Below are 18,163 nucleotides of genomic sequence, written 5' to 3' on the forward strand. Positions count from 1 at the left end.
ATTTATTTTATCCGAAAAGGTGAAATCGTATTTTTATCTTAATATATCATTAAAACCCTGGTAACACTACACGGCTAAATTTGTCCTCAAAAAAATGAAGAAGACTTTAGCTACTTTTGCGATTTTTTTACTCCCCCTTTATTTAACTGCCCAGGAAATTAATATTTCCGGAAATGTAAAATCCGAAAACGGCACTAGTGTTTCAGGTGTAAATATTACTGACAAAAACACTGGAAAATCAGCTATAACTGATGAAAATGGTAATTTTACAATTACTGCAAATCCTAAAGATATCCTTGAGTTCTTCTCTCCGGAATACTCTTCTTATAGTATAGAGGTATCTTCCAGAAGACAATATTCGATTGTTCTAAAAAAAGTAAATGAAAAACAGATTGAAGGTGTTGTTATTACAGCTTTAGGTATTGCGAAAAAGAAAGAAAAAATCGGGTATTCTACTCAGGAAATAGGAACAAAACAATTTGAATCTATTACAACACCAAGTATAGGAAACTTATTTTCCGGACAGGTTGCCGGATTAAATGTTTCAAACCCTACCGGAATGCAGCAGGCTCCTGAATTCACTTTGAGAGGTAATTCTAATTTGGTATTTGTCATCGATGGTGTTATCGTAGAAAAAGAAGTTTTCCAAAATCTTGATCCAAACAATATCGATAACATCAACGTATTGAAAGGTGCAACAGCTGCCGCATTATATGGATCACGAGGAAGATATGGTGCTGTTTTGATCACGACAAAGAGTGCGAAAAAGAAAGGTTTTACAGTAGAGTTTTCACAAAACACTATGATTACAGCTGGTTTCACCAACCTTCCAAAGACTCAGACTCAATACGGAAACGGTTCTCATGGAAAATATGAATTCTGGGATGGTGCAGATGGAGGTGTAAATGATGGTGATATGATCTGGGGACCTAAATTTGTTCCAGGATTACAAATAGCACAATGGAATAGTCCAATTAGAGATAAAACAACAGGGCAGGTTATTCCATGGTATGGCACTGTAGCAGGAAGCCAGTACAATGATAAATCAAGATATGAAAGAGTTCCTATCGATTGGGAATATCATGATAACTTAAATACTTTTTTAAAACCAGCAGTTATCAATAACAATAGCTTTTCTATTAGTTATAAAAATAATAAAGACACCTACAGACTTTCCGGTAATTTCATGAATTATGATGACAGAATTCCGGAAGCTTATTTACAACGTTATGGAATAAATTTCTCTTCTGAAAATCATATAACTGACAAGCTAATCTTTGATACGAAGTTTAATTTTAATCAAACTTTTACCCCAAACATTCCTAATTACGATTACAATCCAAGTGGGCATATGTATACCATTCTTATCTGGATGGGAGGTGATGTAAACGGAAAAGATTTAAAAAACCACATGTGGGTTACTGGTCAGGAGGGACGAACACAGGCTAACTGGAACTACGCATGGTACAATAACCCATGGTTTGGAGCAAATTATTACAAAAATAAGAATAGAACCGATGTGATCAACGCACAAACAGGTTTAGAATATAAAGCAACTCAGGATTTCTCTATTAAAGGTAAAATATCTATTGTTGAAAATCACAATACGCAAGAGATCTTAAGTCCTTATTCATATTTCAATTACAGTGCACCAAGAAGTGGAGGATATCTTTTGAATGACACAAAGACATGGAATCTAAATTCTGATGTTTTAGCCACTTATAAGAAAAAGATCTCTGAGAACTTTGACTTTACAATTAATGCCGGAGCTTCAACATTTTACTATAAGAACGATGTAGATAATGCTTCAACAGATGGATTAAAAATTCCTGAACAATACACACTAGACAATTCTGTGGGAGCGGTAAAATACTATGACTATCTTAAGGAAAAGCTAATTTACAGTGCGTACAGTACCATAGATATTGGCTTATACAATGCATTCTTCATTAATGTGTCCGGACGTAACGACTGGTCTTCTACATTGCCAAAAGCTAACAGGTCTTATTTCTATCCTTCAGCTTCATTAAGTGCCGTTATATCGAATCTCGTTAAAATGCCTGAATCTATTAACCTGTTGAAGCTATCTGCTTCATGGGCGAAAGTGGCTTATGACTTTCAGCCTTACTCGATCAGAAATTATTATTTAAATAATGATGGTATTACTTTCAATGGAAATCCTACCAATTATTATCCAACAACCTTAAATTATGAAAACTCTCTGAAGCCGGAACAGACCAAATCTTATGAACTAGGTTTAAGTGCAGGTTTGTTTAAGAACAGAGTAACATTGGATGCTACTTATTTCAGAACATTAGATTATAATAATATCCTTCAGTTTCCAAGTGCAGAATCTTCAGGCTTTAAGTCTCAATATGTAAATGGTAACGAATATACCACAAAGGGTGTTGAGATTTCCTTAGGGCTGGTTCCAGTAAAGACGAAAGACTTTATGTGGAAATCACTGATCAACTGGAGTAAGTACGAACAGAAACTAACATCTATCTATGAAAACATGCCTAATTACAACAACATTAAGCTAGGCGAAAGAATGGATAGTTATTATGATTATACGTGGCAAAAATCGCCGGATGGAAAAGTAATTCTGAATGCAGAAACCGGAATGCCAACAAAAGCGAACACTCCTACTAATCTTGGACATTTCAACCCAGACTGGACTTTTGGATTTAATAATACATTCAAATACAAAAAGTTGAGCTTAAACATTGGCATCGATGGAAGTATTGGGGGAGTAATGAGATCTCAGGTTGTGGAAAAAATGTGGTGGGGAGGAAAACATCCTAATTCTGTGGCATACAGAGATGAGGAATATGCTAATCCGGGTACTTATTATTTTGTACCGGATGGCGTAAATTATAATGCTGCTACCGGTACTTACACTCCGCATACAAAACCTATCAGTTTCCAGGACTGGGCACAAAACTACCCTTATCAGGCAAGGGTAACAGAAGATGAAAGTGAAGAATTTGCCAATGTTTTTGACAGGACTTTTATAAAATTAAGATCAGTAGTTCTGGAATATGATTTCTCTTCTTTGTTAAATCCAAAAGGATTTGTAAGGAATTTTACTGTAAATGTATCAGCCTATAATCTTGCCATGTGGAAAAAATCAAAAAACCTCTACTCTGATCCGGACTTCCAGGTAAAAACAGGAAATGACATTCAGGATCCTTCAAGCAGATGGTTTGGAATTGGATTCAATCTTAAATTTTAATTAAATAACATTTCAGTCAAAATGAAAAATATTATAAAATCACTAGTTGTTATAGGAGCTTTTGCACTTACTTCGTGTGAATCAAATCTTGATAAGATCAACGAAAACCCAAACGATCAGGCTACTATTGATCCTAAATCTCTTTTAACCTATGTTTCAAAATCGGCTTTTCAGGTAAACGGAGATAATATGTATGCATCAAGAATGTTGATCGGAATCGATGGTGAAAATTCATATCAATATATGAAATGGAATGATTCTTCTTTCGAAGCCTATACGGGTGGTCTTCTGAATACCGTAAAAATGATGCAGGAAGCGGAAAGGATCAATAATAAAAATTATATCGCTATAGGTAAGTTTTTAAGAGCCTATTATTTTTTTAATCTAAGCTTAAAATCCGGAAGTATTCCTTATTCTGAGGCAGTAAAAGGAGAATCAGGAATTACCCAGCCTAAATATGACAGTCAGGAATCCGTAATGTCAGGGATTTTAACAGAGTTGAAAGAAGCGAATGATCTTATTAATACCACTGATAAGATAGAAGGTGATATTATTTATAACGGTGATGCAATGAAATGGAAGAAATTAATCAATTCTTTCCGATTGAAAATTTTAATTACACTTTCAAAAAAGACAAGCGTTGGAAACTATACGATTGCAACAGAATTCGCCTCGATTGCAGGAAGCCAGCCATTAATGTCTTCCATTGCTGATAATGGGGAGTTAAAGTTTGCAGACGTTGCTGACAGCAGATATACCATGTTCAATAACAGTGGTTATGGTTCAAGTTTGTATATGGCAGATTATTTTATTAATCTTTTTAAAACCAGACAAGATCCCCGTTTGTTCACTTTCGCAGCTCAAACTACGTCAGCTAAGGAAGCAGGAAAACCGGTTACCGATTTTACAGGATACAATGGTGGAAATCCTACCTCACCTTATTCTGATAATGCCGCATTGGTTGCTGCGAAAAATATTTCTAAGATCAATGACCGTTTCTATAAAGATCCAACAAACGAACCTTCTTCGGTATTAAGCTATCCTGAATTAGAATTCATTTTAGCAGAAGCTACAGCAAGAGGATGGATTTCAGGATCTGCAAAAACTCACTATGAAAATGCTATCAAAGGTAGTTTTAGTTTCTACCAAACCTATGTAAAGAATCCGAATCTTTATTTTGCAGGTTTTAATGTAAATAATTATTTAACGACTTCTTTAGTTTCTTATGATAATTCAGCTTCGTTAGCCAGTCAACTGGAAAAAATTATGACTCAGAAATACATGACGATGTTTCATCAGTCACAATGGACATCTTATTATGATTATCTGAGAACTGGTTTTCCTAATTATCCTTTACAAACCGGAGTTTCTGCGCCTTTACGATTCAGATACCCACAGACAGAGTACAATTACAACAGTGTAAATCTGAAAGCTGCACTGGCCGCACAATATGGAGGAACTGATAATATCAATTCTAAACCATGGTGGTTACAATAACAATTTAACATTTTAATCTACATAAAAGAAATCGCAGGAAATATTATCTTGCGGTTTCTTTCTTATTATAATTCAACATGAACAGAAAAGAATTTTTAGCAAAGTCAGGGCTTTTATTAGCAGGTCTTGGAACTTCAAGTGTTTTACATCCTTCAATTTTAAAAGCATTAGCTATTGAACCTGCTGCTTTATCTACATTTTATGATGCCGAACATGTCGTTATTTTGATGCAGGAAAATCGTTCATTTGACCATGCTTTTGGTTCATTAAAGGGTGTAAGGGGATTTCTTGATAAAAAAGCTTTCGTAAAACAGGATGGACATTCTGTTTTCTTTCAGAAGGGTAATGATGGAAAATATGCTTCCCCTGCCCGCTTGGATCTAAGAAACACAAAATCTACATGGATGAGCTCACTGCCACATTCGTGGTCGGATCAACAAAAGGCTTTTAATAAAGGAAAATATGACCAATGGTTACAATCAAAAGCTTCAGGAAATAAAGATTATAAAAATATCCCACTTACTTTGGGATATTATAATCGTGAGGATCTCCCGTTTTATTATCAGTTGGCAGATGCGTTTACGATATTTGATCAATATTTCTGTTCTTCCCTTACGGGTACTACTCCGAACAGACTTTTTCATTGGTCGGGAACTCTTAGAGAGCAGCAAAATGGTAAAGTAAAAGCTAATGTCTATAATGAAAATATAGATTATGATAAAAACCATCAGGCAAGATGGAAAAGTTTTCCGGAAATATTAGAAGAACAAAATGTTTCATGGAAAATATATCAGAATGAAATCAGTCTGCCAAAAGGAATGTCCGGAGAACAGGAAGCATGGCTGAGTAATTTTACAGATAATCCTATAGAATGGTTTTCAGCATTTAATGTAAAGTTTTCCGAAGGATATTATAAAAATATTCCAAATGTTATTAATTATCTGAAGCAGGAAATTGAAAAGAATCCCAGCCATAAAGAAAGATTAGAAGATCTGATCACAGAGCTTCAGGAAGATCTGGTTAAATATCATCCGGATAATTATTCAAAATTATCTCAAAAAGAAAAAAACCTCCATGAAAAAGCATTTACAACCAATTCCGGAGATCCCAATTTTTGGAATTTAGAAATTGGAAATGATGAACATGGTGAAAGATTGGTAGTACCAAAAGGAGATGTACTATTTCAGTTCCGCAAAGATGTTGAGGAGAAAAAACTGCCACTAGTTTCATGGCTTGTAGCTCCAGAACATTTTTCCGATCATCCCGGATCACCATGGTATGGAGCGTGGTATATTTCAGAAGTTTTAAATATTCTTACCAAGGATCCTGAAACGTGGAAGAAAACCATTTTTATTATCAATTATGACGAAAATGATGGATATTTTGATCATGTTTTACCTTTTGCTCCACCATTAAATCCAAGTCAACCTGTCGATATGAATGGAAAAGAAGGGGTAGATTATGTCAACAAAAATCAAGACTACATGGCTGACCGTAAATTAAAAGACCATGAGCGTATTGAAGGAACAGTTGGTCTGGGTTATAGAGTTCCTATGATCATTGCATCTCCATGGACGAAAGGGGGATTTGTAAACTCAGAAGTTTCAGACCATACTTCTGTCTTACAGTTTCTGGAAAAATTTATTAATAAAAAATTAAATAAAAATGCCACAGTAGAAAACATTAGTGATTGGAGGCGGGCAATTTGTGGAGATTTAACTTCAGCTTTTAATTCTTCAAATATTAAAGCACCACAGATGGATTATTTAAATCAAAAAGAATATGCAAAAACCATCAATGCGGCCAAAAACAAACCTGTTCCAAATTTGAAGTGGCATTCAGAAAATGAGCTTAACAGCAGTTTATTGGAAATTCAGGAAAGAGGAACAAGACCTTCCAATGCATTACCGTACAACTTTATTGTTAATCTAGATGGTGATCAAATTAAAATGCAGAACTTGAGGGAAACCGGAATTCCTTTATTGATCTATGACAGATCAAAACTAGATAGTGAAAGCTATTACTTTTCATATGCTCTTTATTCAAAACAGGAATTATCACATTCTTTAAATCTGGATCACTATAATTACGAAGTTTTTGGTCCAAATGGTTTTTATAGAAATTTTAAAGGAGATCAACAACCTGGATTTGAAATACATTTATTAAATGATACGAGGAATAATGAAGTTCAGTTACTTTTCAAAAAACATATAAAAGAAAGTATTTCTGTTATAATAAATGATATGTACGAGAAGAATCAAAGAAAAATTACTTTAAACAAAGCTCAGGAAACGATCATCATAAATCTTAATAAAAATAAAGGCTGGTATGACTTGAAAATAACCGAAAATGATCATATCTGGCAATTTTCGGGCAGAATAGAAACAGGAAAAACATCGATCTCTGATCCTCATTGGATGTAATAATATAAAACTTAAGCCTTACCTTATTTGTGTAAGGCTTTTTTGTGGCTACCAAATAATTTTCGTTCTTACATAGATCAAATAATAAAAATTTAGGCATTATTCTTGATGCCATTAAAATATTAAATCCAAGCTATGTGAGTAAATATATACTATGCAACGCATACTGGAAAGTAAATTGCTGTAATTATTAAAAAATTAAAATTTTCATTGTTTATCTTAATTTCACTAACTTCACTTAAAATTAACTATAACTAACTATCATGAAAAAATTTAAGTTTACATTATCACTTGCTTTAATTGCCCTTGCAATTTCGGCTAATTTAAGTGCACAAGACACTAACACTGACAATCACACCATCTCGGTTACGATTCCCGAAGTTGCGCTAGTAGATATTGAGCCTGCAGCTACAAAAAACATTACTTTAGGTTTTACGGCTCCAACAGAAGCAGGGTTACCAATCATTCCGGCCACTTCAAATAATACACTTTGGTTAAACTATTCCTCAATTAAATCAGTTGCAGATGCTACCCGTAATGTTTCTGTAAAATTAAATGCCGTAATTCCAGGAATAGACATCCATGTTACAGCTGCGGCTGCTGCAGGAGCAGGTGCCGGAACATTAGGGACACCATCAGCGCAATTAACTTTGAGTGCAGCAGATCAAACAATTATTTCAGGCATTGGCAGTGCGTATACAGGAGATGGAGCTAACAACGGACATAATCTCACCTATGCTTTAGCAGCCGGAAGTGGTCCTGGTGGAGTTGCAAATTATGCTGATCTTCAAGCAACAGCTACGGCTGTCGCTACAGTGACCTATACCATTTCGGATAATTAGAAGCTAAAAATCTTATATAATTTTAGTAAGAAGAGATCATACAGATTATTTCTTCTTACTATTTTGTTGCCGTGTTTTAATCTCAAACTTTACATAATTATGATAAAGCGTATTTTCATTTTTACATATCTTCTTTTACCACTTGTATTTTTACACGCGAGTATTGTAATTCTTAATGGTCTTACTCATAACTATAAAGTAGAAAACGGGCAGGTTTATAAAGGAAAAATTGCAATAGAAAATACAGATAATAAACCTCAGAACATAAAAATATTCTTACAGGATTTTACCTATCAGGCAAATGGAACTATAAGTTATACTGCACCCCATACGAATGAGAAGACCAATTCGGATTGGATCAAACTTAATACGAATTACCTTAGTCTAAAAGCCAAAGAAAAAACAGAGGTATATTATGAGATTACTGTACCTGACAAAATTTCCGAGGCTGGCAGCTACTGGAGTGTCATCATCGTAGAACCAGTAGATGATATAAAACCAAGTAATAATAGTGCAGGAGTCAATATAACGTCTATTGTTCGATATGCCATTCAGGTGATTACCGATTATGATTCTGAGAAGTTAAGACCTGACCTTAAATTCGAAACAGTGAAAATTGATAAGGAAGAAGGTAAACAATTATTAAAAATTGCAATTGCTAATAAAGGGAAAATTTATTGCAAACCAACAGCATCTATTGAGATATATAATAGAAAAAATGGACAAAAAATAGGCAATTTCTCAAGCCAGGCGATGGGATTATTACCAAGCACATCGAAATCCTTTTACATTGATATCAGTAAAGTTCCACCTGATAAATATAATGCCGTCGTCATCGCAACAGATGAAGACGAAAATGCTTTCGCCCTCAATGTGGAACTAGAAGTAAAAAATGATTAAAATTTGGGCTTTATATCTCTTCATACTCCTCCCAGTACTTACTTTTTCTCAAAAACAACCTAAAGAATTTGTCAGCAAAAAAGATAGTCTACTTCCGGGAACGGCTACTTCTGTTTCGTTTACTTTAGAAAATAAAACTTTAATAAACAAGACTTATGATATTCGTATCGAAACTTCCAATCCATATATCAGACCTATTTTAAATAGAAATGAATTGACAATCCCTGCGGAAGAAAATGCGGTGTACATTGTTCCTTTAAGAATTGCAACTGAAACTCCAAAAGGAGTATATAATGTAAGATTATATGGAACAGAAAAAAGTGATGGTGAACAATTCATCAAAACACTGGAAATAGAAGTTGTTGGAAATAGAAAACTTTCCCTTACCGCAATAAATTCTCCAGAGTTTGTAAAAGCAGGTGAAACCATTACCTCTTCTTTTTTATTAAAAAATAGTGGTAATGTAGCCGAGAAGCTCATACTTGAAAGTAAAAATGCTGTTGTGGATCATGAAGCTTCCTTACTTTTACCACCCGGTGAAACTAAAATAATTAACATCACTAAAAATACAAATCCTGATCTGGGAAAAAATGAATATCAAAATCTCAATCTTTCTGTATATTCAATAGACAATCCCAAGGAAAATCAAACCGCTTATAGCAGTACCAAAATTATTTCTGTTAAACCTACTGAAGACGATATATATCACCGGTTACCTGTTTCAGCTTCTTTAGCTTTTATAGGAATGAAAAACAGAGGGATTTATCATGATGGTTTTCAAGGAGAATTATATGGTAAAGGTACCCTAGATAAAGAAAATAAAGGAATACTAGAATTCCATGCAGTATCTTCGAATCCTGTTGAATTTAACTCTTTTACCCAATATGAAGAATATTTTATTAATTACAGACGTGATAATCTCTTTGCTCATTTGGGAGATAAAACTTATTCTTCATCTTATCTTACAGAGTTTGCCAGATATGGCCGTGGTGCAGAATTACAGTATAATTTCAAAAAAATAAGTATTGGTGGCTTTTATAACCATCCAAGATTCTTCCGTGATATTAAAGATGAATTTAATGTTTATTCAAAATTTAAAATCAATAAAGAATCAGAAATTACAGCAGGATATTTATATAAAATACCAAGAACCGGAGACGTCAAATTAAGTTTAAATGATGTCAGATTAGATTCTAATGCTCATCTTCCTTATGTAACAGGGAAATTCAAACTTGATAAGCATCTGGATGTATCCGGAGAACTGGCCTACAGCAAAACAGATAATACAGACGGTACTGCTTACATGGTACAGGTTTTGGCTAGCTATGAAAAGTTTAACGGAAATATCATGTATATGAGAGCGAGTCCTCAATTTTCCGGATATTTCACAAATACAAGTACTTTCAACGGGAATTTGCAGTATAAGGTATCAAGAAGGCTCAGTGTATTTGGAAACTATGTACAGGATGCCAGAAATTTTCAAAGAGATACTCTATTTTTAGCCGCGCCTTACAGGAAATTCTTTCAGTATGGTATCAACTACAAATACATGAAGACCGGTACTATAATGCTTTATAATGGATATCAAAGATATCAGGATCGTTTGGAGCCAAGGCAATTTGATTATTATGAGAGATTTTTCAGGGTAAGCATCGACCAACAAATTGGTATTTTTCAGGTAAACCTTCAAGGGCAATTTGGAAAAACAGATAATTATCTTAGCGAATTTAGCGGAAATTCCAGTTTTTATACTTTTAATTTAGGTTTTGAAAAATTTAAAACTTCCTTTAATGTATTTGGAAGCTATGCTGTAACTTCTCGTTATCAGCTACAAAATCAAGATCAATTTTATTATGGGGCCCGTATTATCAGCCGGTTTTCTTCAAAAACTGATCTTAGCATTTTTTACCAGAACAATTATATTCCAGAAGAATATTTTACTGATCGAAATCTTTTTGAAGTTCTTGTTCATCAACGGATCTTTCCCGGACATGAATTAGATGCCTCTGGACGGTACGCTTTACAACGGGGAGAGCTAGGAAACAAAGATTTTATATTCTCAGTTCGCTATACTTGGCGTCTGAATGTTCCAGTTCAAAAAACAGCTGAATACACTACTTTATCAGGAAACATAGGTAATCTTGGTGTAAAAAAAATAGAGGGCATAAGACTTATGATGGGGAACTATCTTTCTATGACTGATAAAAATGGCAATTATATATTTAAAAATGTAACCCCAGGAGATTACATAATAGAAATAGATCGATCAACAACAGGGATAAACGACATTGCTGATATTAGTATTCCTGCATCGGTATTGCTGACCAATAAGGAGAATATTTTTAACTTCGGATTGACGACTGCCGCAAACATTCAGGGACATATTGAATTGACAGAAAATCAGGAAAGCAATCAATTCAGTTTTGCTAATTTTCAACCTAAAAAGGAAAAAAAGAAGCGGGAAAGCATTATAATAGAAGCATCAAATGGAGAACAGACTTATCGTAAAATAGGATTTATAGGTGAGAATTTCGATTTTACTTATTTACGACCGGGAGACTGGACTGTAAAGATATATCGTAATGGATTGGATAGACGTTTTAAAATTTCAATGGACACTTTTCGTTTTGCCTTAAAAGCTTCTGAAACTAAAAAGTTAACCATTAATGTTATGAAACAACAAACTGAAGTAAAATATCAGCAGGAAAGTATTAAAGTAGGCTATAATGAAATAAAAAAACAAAAATGAGATCAGTTGTTCCCCACATATTATCTATAATTTTCTGTATACTATCCGGTAAACTGTTTTCACAAATTAATGTTGCGACTACATTACCCATTGTCACTTTATTGGATATAGAACCTACAGGCAATATTGTTTTAAGCTTCGTTGCTCCCACTCAGGCAGGATTATCTATAGTAAATCCTGCGGTCAATACAACCAAATGGATTAATTATACTTCTGCGATAGCATCAGGAGGCGCTACAAGAAGAGTTACTGCGTCAGTTAATCAGGTCATTCCTGGTATCAATATCAGATTACAGGCTGCTGCAGCCTCAGGTGCAGGCGGCGGCACTTTGGGAACTCCTTCGGCTCAGGTTACACTTACAACGACACCGATTACTATAATCAGTGGAATTGGTGGAGCATTTACAGGAAATGGAGCTAATAATGGTCATAGACTTACCATTACCTTAGTGACTAATACATATGCCAACCTATCAGCTCGTACCAATACACCAGTCGTTATCACCTATACGATCACCGAATAAAATGAATGAAATGAAATATAATAATGATTTTTTGAAAAAAAAGATTTCTTTTATAAATAATATATCTATTTTCTTCTTGATACTGGCAGGTGGCTTTTGTAAAGGACAATCATTAACTGTAGGAGGAAGTAACTGGACAGTAAGTATTCCATCTATAACCGAAGCAGGAAGCAATTATGCAGGTAGTTATGAAAGTGCAGCCAATCAAATTCTATTGGCAGCAAGTGTTCCTTTGCTGCTGGGCAGTGCAAAGGTATCTGTACATTACATAGCAAATCCAACATGGAACAGTTCCTTAGGGCTAAATATTAAAAGAACAGGAAATGGTACCACCGTTTGTTTATTATGTACTATAACTGGAGGAACTACTTATCAGGCTCTAACAATTACTGATGTAGAATTATTTAGAATTGCAGCAGTACTAGCACTCGCATCTTATAGTAATATTCCTATACAATTACAGCTAACAGGTGTATCAGTAACAGTACCTGCGGCGGCTTATGGCAGTAGGGTGGTTTTTACTATAGGTTCTCTTTAATCTTAAAATGAAAACCTCAATCTTATCGAATGAGGTTTTGCATATTTTATATTTTTAATGTTTTGCCCACCAGAGTGGAGTAAGTACAGCATCTTCTGCTCCCAACAGTTGCACTGCTTTTTGATAACCTTCTGGATCCGAATTTCTAAAACTACTAGGATATCTAAGTCTTTGTGGGAAATTCTTAAGAGAATTGGTCATAAAATTGCCTGTTGTAATGGCCGGTAAATTAACCAATGGAGTTTCAATAGCTGGATTTTCAAAAAATGGCAATCCCAATCTTCTATGGTCATTCCATGATTCCAAAGGAAGCCATGGCATATTAGCTAAATACTTTTGAGTAATGATTTTAGTTAATTTATCATTTTTAAAAGCTCCGTTTTTGTAAATAGTATTAACCGGGTAATTAATGGTAACTGAAACAAGATTATTGCTGGCAGGGTCTCTATATTTCATCGTATGAGTTGATCCCGGTTCTGTAATATGCCCATAAGCAACGGAAGTTCCATCTCTGTTGTAATCAGTAGAAGCAATATATTGTCCGTAGAACTGAGAAACACTATTATAGATAAAGCTATCTTGTATCCCTTTATTATAAGCTGCTTCATCATTCATTGGTGTAGCCCATCCTTTTAAGGCGGCTTCAGCAATTAAGAAATAAGATTCCCAGCTTGCAAAAAATATTCTTGAGTTGGTGCTCTCTCTATATTGCTTTCCCAAAGCAGGTGCACGACCAATTAATCCTCTTAATCCATTTCTTTGGCCTTTCTCAGCCCAGTTTCCAATTGCAAATGCATTCCAGGTATTTACAGCGTTTACAGTGATGGTTGTATTATTCGTAAATTGAAGATCCCCATAGTTTGTTTTAGCATCATTTGTATAGGTAGGATAAAGAGAATAAATAGGATTTGTAAAGTCTCCTGGAATATAAAATGTTTTAAACGCTCTTGGATCAATCTTATTTGGAATTCCATCCAGCCAATAGCCAGCAGAAGGATCATTGGTAAGTTTAGTAAATTGCTCATCATATTTTATTCCAATATAATCTGCATCTTTTATGGCACTGTGTTTATCTTGACTTAGCTGATCCATCGAATTAATCCCTCCTAACCCAATATATAAATTATTGAGCGTGCTTGATAACAATTGTGAATTCCACTCTCTAGACATTACCCCTGTTAAACCATCCCATCCAGGTTTTTCAGCAATCGTAAAATTATCGGAACTTACACTTATAAAATTATTGGATGCAATCGCAGCTTCAAATTCTGACTTTGCTTTAGCGGGTTCTACTTCAGATATTCTCATGGCAACTCTCATACGCAAGGAATTGGCATATTTTACCCATTGGTTCCATTTTAGTTTATATGCCATATCATACTTCGAAATATTATCAGCTGGAATGGGTTGATTAAGATCCATTTTTGCGACAGCATCTTTTAATTCATCTAAAATAAAATAATACACTTCTTTTTCAGAATTAAAGTTGGGATTAGTTCCCTGGAAAGCCAGAATAGGCTGTGGACCAAAATTATCTGAAAATTCGCTCATTAAGTAGGCTCTCCAAATACGGGCAACCTGGATTAGATTGTCATAATGGGGTAGCCCCTGTCCTGTCGCTTTTTTCTCATTAGCAATTTGAATTGTTGCATTAGCATTATTAAGCCATTGAGAAATATACTTCCAGTATTCTACTGTCCAAGAATCATTATCAGTTCCTCCGGCTATACCAGTACTTAGATGCTGTCTCGCCGCAGTTTTCCAATACAATACAAAAAGTCTCTCTGCAATATTAGGATCTTGCTGCGCACCAAGAATAGAGCTGTTCAGAAAGTACTCAGGTTGCACCTGATCAATATTTGCAGATAGTGGATCTGTATTAATTTCTTCAAAATCTTTACATCCGCAGAATGTAAGAAAAATCGATGCTAGAGCAGGAATTATATATTTTTTCATTTTTTTTATGTTTATTAAAATCCTAATGTAATGGTAAATAAATATGATCTCATGGTTGGAAATGCAAAGTTTTCAAAGCCAACTGCATTGGAACTTATAGCAAATACTGATTCCGGATCTATGCCCTTTGACTTACTGTAAATCATCCAAACATTATTTGCTGTGAAAGCTACTTTAGCACTTTTAATTACAAATTTCTCAAACAAAGCTTTTGGAAAGTTATAAGAAAGTTGAATATTTCTAAGCCGGATATTAGTAGCATCATAAATATTCTGTTCCGTTATTCCTAAATTTCCAGTAGTAACAGCTGCCCAGTAATTCTGTTGTGTAATCTCCTTATTATTGGACATGTAGTTACCGTTCGTATCTACAACCACTCCGTCTACTATAAAATTATCACGTTTCCCTTCTGGCGCCGTATTTTCAGCTAGACCGCTCCTTTGTAATGCTGCTTGTGTTCCAGAAAAAAAATCGCCACCAATCCTCCCGTCTATCTGGAATGAAAGTCCAAAGTTTTTATAAATAAAACTATTGGTAAAACCAAATAGAGCTTTAGGAGATTGATTTCCCAAATAAAATAAGCCAGTCTCTTTTTGAGGAGCGCCATTCCCATCTACTATTAATTTACCATAATAGGGGCTATTGGCATCTTCTACACGTTTAAATTTTGAACCATATATTGCTCCATATCTTCTGCCTACTTCCGCAAATATGCTTATATCATCAAATCCACCAAGCGAATATTTCATGACTTCACCATCAATTTTATTAATTCTACTGGTCATTTGTGAAAAGTTTACACTCGTATTCCAAATAAAATTCTGATTCTTGATAACGTCTGTATTAAATACTATTTCAATTCCTTGATTTTGCAAACCTCCTGCATTGATCTTTTTTTTCTCATACCCTGAAAGAGGATTCATAGGTAAGTTGATTAGCTGATCAGTTGCTTTTGTATTGTAGTAACTTACATCCAACGAAATACGATTAAATAAACGCAGATCTAAACCAACCTCAAAGGTCTTAAGCTTTTCATTTCTCAAGTTTGGATCATAAAGGATCTTCTTTCGATCTGCAGTAACATTTCCATTCGGGTCTTTTTTTATTTCGAAAGTATTATATAGCTCATAGGCTTCCAGAGAATTTCCTGTAACAGCATAAGAAGCTCTTATTTTGGCAAAAGATAAAATATTAGATTTTGTTCCATTCAATTTTGTAAGCATATCTGTAACGACTAATGATGTGCTTATAGATGGGTAAAAATAGGATCTGTTTTCTATGCTGAGAGTAGATGACCAATCATTTCTTGCCGTTGCGTTAATAAACCAATATCCATCATAATTAATCTCTGCCGCTGCAAAAACTGAGTTAATCTTTTTATTTAAGATAACCTCCCTTATATCGGGATTTCCTACAGAATTATTGATATTAAAAAAATTGGGTGAAGTTAAATTAGGAGCAGAAAGATAAATAGCATTTGTTCTTGTCTCCATCATTTGACCATATACAGAAAGAGATCCGCCCCATTTACCAACAATATTATCTCTTTTTGCATTCAAACTCGTAATGTAGTTATTTTCATAAAACCTTTCCTGGCTTGTATTGTAAGAATTATTTAGTCTTGATCCAGTCCATGTTTTTGCATTGGCTGCTAAAGAATAATAATCTGTTCCTAGCCTCACATCAGCACTAAGCCAATCATTAAATTGATATTTTAGGTATCCACTTAGCAAAAATCTATCTTTCTTATCCTCATTAAGCTTGTTATAAGCCGCCCAATAAGGATTAATTCCATTATTTGTTATCCATCTTTGAGTAACATTATTTTGCATCATTCCTTCTTTATAATCTCTTATATCAATGTTTCTTGGCATTAATAGAACGTTCCCATAACTATTCCCATCCAAGCCACCTCCAGGACGATTATTAGCTTTGGTACTTATATACTGAATTTTCACATCAGTAGTCCATCTTTTCTGGGCTCCAAAATTGGAGTTCATTTTGGCCATGAAATTCCACCTTTCATATTTTGAGTTTGGTATCTGGCTATTATCATATAAATAGTTTCCAGACGTATATAGACTTGTGCCTTCTCCCAGATTTTCCTGAAAACTAATAGTGTGCTGCGTATTTGTTCCAGTCTTAAAAAAACCTTTGAGGTTATCATAAACCTTCATATCAGTTCCTTCTATTGAAGGGCCCCAGCTATCCGTATTATCAAGGTTACTTGGGAGATTTGGAAGTCCATTACTTCCACGGACAAAACTACTCTGTAAGTCGGGCTTCATAAATATTTTTTCAAAACCTAAACTAGTAGAATATGTAATACCAACACCTCCCTTCTTCTTTCCTGATTTAGTTGTTATCAAAATAACTCCATTTCCTGCCCTCGCTCCATATAAAGCAGATGCAGCTCCTCCTTTTAAAACAGAGATAGTTTCAATATCGTCAGGATTGATATCACTCAATCCATTTCCCATATCTGTATCAGGATTCCATAAGTCGTTATTCTTTGCCCCATCCTGACTCCGCCCTTTTACTCCAGCAGAATTATTAATGGGAATGCCATCTACAACTATTAATGGTTGGCTATCTCCTTCAAAAGAATTGAATCCTCTGATATTGATTCTAGATGATGAAGCAGGTCCAAATCCTCCTTTTACAACCTGAAGCCCTGCAACTTTACCTGCTAATGCATTTGTTACATTTGCTTCTTTAGCGTCTACTAAAGTTTGCCCTTTAACATCCTGAAAAGAATATCCTAAAGACTTTTTCTCTTTCTTTACTCCATACGCAGTTACAACCACTTCATCAATTTTTGTTGTTTTAATTGAATCAGTAGTTTGAGCGCAAAGTTCATTGAAACAAAAGAATACAGATTGGAGTAATCCAATCTTAAATAGTGTTTTATTCATATTATATAAATGTGATGTAGCACAAACATAATATTTTAATACTATTTAACAAAATAATATTAAAAACTAAAAGAATAGATGCTGATAATCAAATAAAAAGAATAGAATAACAATAAAAAAACCAATTTGAATATGAAATAATATAGGGCTCAAAATATAAATATTCATATAAATTAATAAACAAAAACTCCCCATACCTTTTGATGTTGAGTTGTCAATCAAAATTAAGAAGAATAAACCAGTTTTAAAAAGTACTGATTATTGAAAGAATGGAAGGTTAATAGTTGAAAATTGAGGGTTGAAAGTTTACCAGCAGAGTTTTAAGTTTTGGCTAAAGCCTAGTGGATTTTGATTTATATGGAAGGTGGGCTAAAGCCCACCTCTATTGATAAAGCTATTATTTAAAAAGTAGTAGTAGTAGTAGGAGTAGTAGTAGTAGTAGGAGGAGGAGGAGGAGATTAATTATTCATCATTGATACTGGGTTCTTTTTACATGATGTAGGTAACAAAAAAAGTCTCATACAAACTAATGTATGAGACTTTTAAATAAAAACTGGCGGCGACCTACTCTCCCGCTTTCGCAG

The 18,163-nt window shown here is 34.3% G+C and carries 10 protein-coding genes; 8 read left to right on the forward strand and 2 right to left on the reverse strand.

Annotation, left to right across the window (positions count from 1 at the left end; translation table 11 throughout):
- Positions 1–94: 94 nt before the first annotated feature.
- The 8 genes from AC3WRL_RS22355 (at position 95) to AC3WRL_RS22390 (ending at position 12,708) form a co-directional block, all read left to right on the forward strand.
- Positions 95–3,235 carry a SusC/RagA family TonB-linked outer membrane protein gene (locus AC3WRL_RS22355; RefSeq protein ID WP_492331268.1) on the forward strand — a complete coding sequence of 1,047 codons (3,141 nt, stop codon included), beginning with the start codon at positions 95–97 and terminating at the stop codon, positions 3,233–3,235.
- Positions 3,236–3,256: 21 nt separating this feature from the next.
- Positions 3,257–4,732: a SusD/RagB family nutrient-binding outer membrane lipoprotein gene (locus tag AC3WRL_RS22360; RefSeq protein ID WP_214831873.1), complete on the forward strand. Its 1,476-nt coding sequence runs from the start codon at positions 3,257–3,259 to the stop codon at positions 4,730–4,732.
- Positions 4,733–4,809: 77 nt separating this feature from the next.
- Positions 4,810–7,155: a phosphocholine-specific phospholipase C gene (locus AC3WRL_RS22365; protein WP_261510140.1), complete on the forward strand. Its 2,346-nt coding sequence runs from the start codon at positions 4,810–4,812 to the stop codon at positions 7,153–7,155.
- Between the two features lie 263 nt (positions 7,156–7,418).
- The gene (locus tag AC3WRL_RS22370) at positions 7,419–7,997 is read left to right on the forward strand and encodes a hypothetical protein (protein ID WP_214831884.1); all 579 of its coding nucleotides are present in this window, start codon (positions 7,419–7,421) and stop codon (positions 7,995–7,997) included.
- A gap of 99 nt (positions 7,998–8,096) precedes the next feature.
- Positions 8,097–8,897, forward strand: coding sequence for a WxL protein host-binding domain-containing protein (locus tag AC3WRL_RS22375; protein WP_214831886.1), 801 nt, complete (start codon positions 8,097–8,099; stop codon positions 8,895–8,897).
- Positions 8,890–11,646, forward strand: a complete 2,757-nt coding sequence (locus AC3WRL_RS22380; protein ID WP_492331269.1) for a COG1470 family protein — start codon at positions 8,890–8,892, stop codon at positions 11,644–11,646. Before AC3WRL_RS22375 ends, AC3WRL_RS22380 begins: the two co-directional genes overlap by 8 nt.
- A complete protein-coding gene (locus AC3WRL_RS22385; protein WP_214831891.1) occupies positions 11,643–12,170 on the forward strand; it encodes a hypothetical protein in 528 nt (175 codons plus the stop codon). Before AC3WRL_RS22380 ends, AC3WRL_RS22385 begins: the two co-directional genes overlap by 4 nt.
- 76 nt (positions 12,171–12,246) lie before the next feature.
- Positions 12,247–12,708 (forward strand): hypothetical protein, encoded by a 462-nt coding sequence (locus AC3WRL_RS22390; RefSeq protein WP_251040619.1) that lies wholly within the window; start codon positions 12,247–12,249, stop codon positions 12,706–12,708.
- Positions 12,709–12,762: 54 nt separating this feature from the next.
- On the opposite strand, the gene AC3WRL_RS22395 is transcribed toward AC3WRL_RS22390, so the two are convergent.
- The gene (locus AC3WRL_RS22395) at positions 12,763–14,664 is read right to left on the reverse strand and encodes a SusD/RagB family nutrient-binding outer membrane lipoprotein (RefSeq protein ID WP_261510148.1); all 1,902 of its coding nucleotides are present in this window, start codon (positions 14,662–14,664) and stop codon (positions 12,763–12,765) included.
- Between the two features lie 14 nt (positions 14,665–14,678).
- A complete protein-coding gene (locus tag AC3WRL_RS22400) occupies positions 14,679–17,579 on the reverse strand; it encodes a SusC/RagA family TonB-linked outer membrane protein (protein WP_492331270.1) in 2,901 nt (966 codons plus the stop codon).
- Positions 17,580–18,163: the final 584 nt, after the last annotated feature.

The organism is Chryseobacterium sp. FW101-FHT12H09 (assembly GCF_058790395.1).

Excerpts from the sequence above, each read along its gene's own strand:
- AC3WRL_RS22360 (WP_214831873.1), top strand. The coding sequence starts at position 3,257 with ATGAAAAATATTATAAAATCACTAGTTGTTATAGGAGCTTTTGCACTT.
- AC3WRL_RS22380 (WP_492331269.1), top strand. The coding sequence starts at position 8,890 with ATGATTAAAATTTGGGCTTTATATCTCTTCATACTCCTCCCAGTACTT.
- AC3WRL_RS22355 (WP_492331268.1), top strand. The coding sequence starts at position 95 with ATGAAGAAGACTTTAGCTACTTTTGCGATTTTTTTACTCCCCCTTTAT.
- AC3WRL_RS22385 (WP_214831891.1), top strand. The coding sequence starts at position 11,643 with ATGAGATCAGTTGTTCCCCACATATTATCTATAATTTTCTGTATACTA.
- AC3WRL_RS22365 (WP_261510140.1), top strand. The coding sequence starts at position 4,810 with ATGAACAGAAAAGAATTTTTAGCAAAGTCAGGGCTTTTATTAGCAGGT.
- AC3WRL_RS22375 (WP_214831886.1), top strand. The coding sequence starts at position 8,097 with ATGATAAAGCGTATTTTCATTTTTACATATCTTCTTTTACCACTTGTA.
- AC3WRL_RS22370 (WP_214831884.1), top strand. The coding sequence starts at position 7,419 with ATGAAAAAATTTAAGTTTACATTATCACTTGCTTTAATTGCCCTTGCA.
- AC3WRL_RS22400 (WP_492331270.1), bottom strand. The coding sequence starts at position 17,579 with ATGAATAAAACACTATTTAAGATTGGATTACTCCAATCTGTATTCTTT.
- AC3WRL_RS22395 (WP_261510148.1), bottom strand. The coding sequence starts at position 14,664 with ATGAAAAAATATATAATTCCTGCTCTAGCATCGATTTTTCTTACATTC.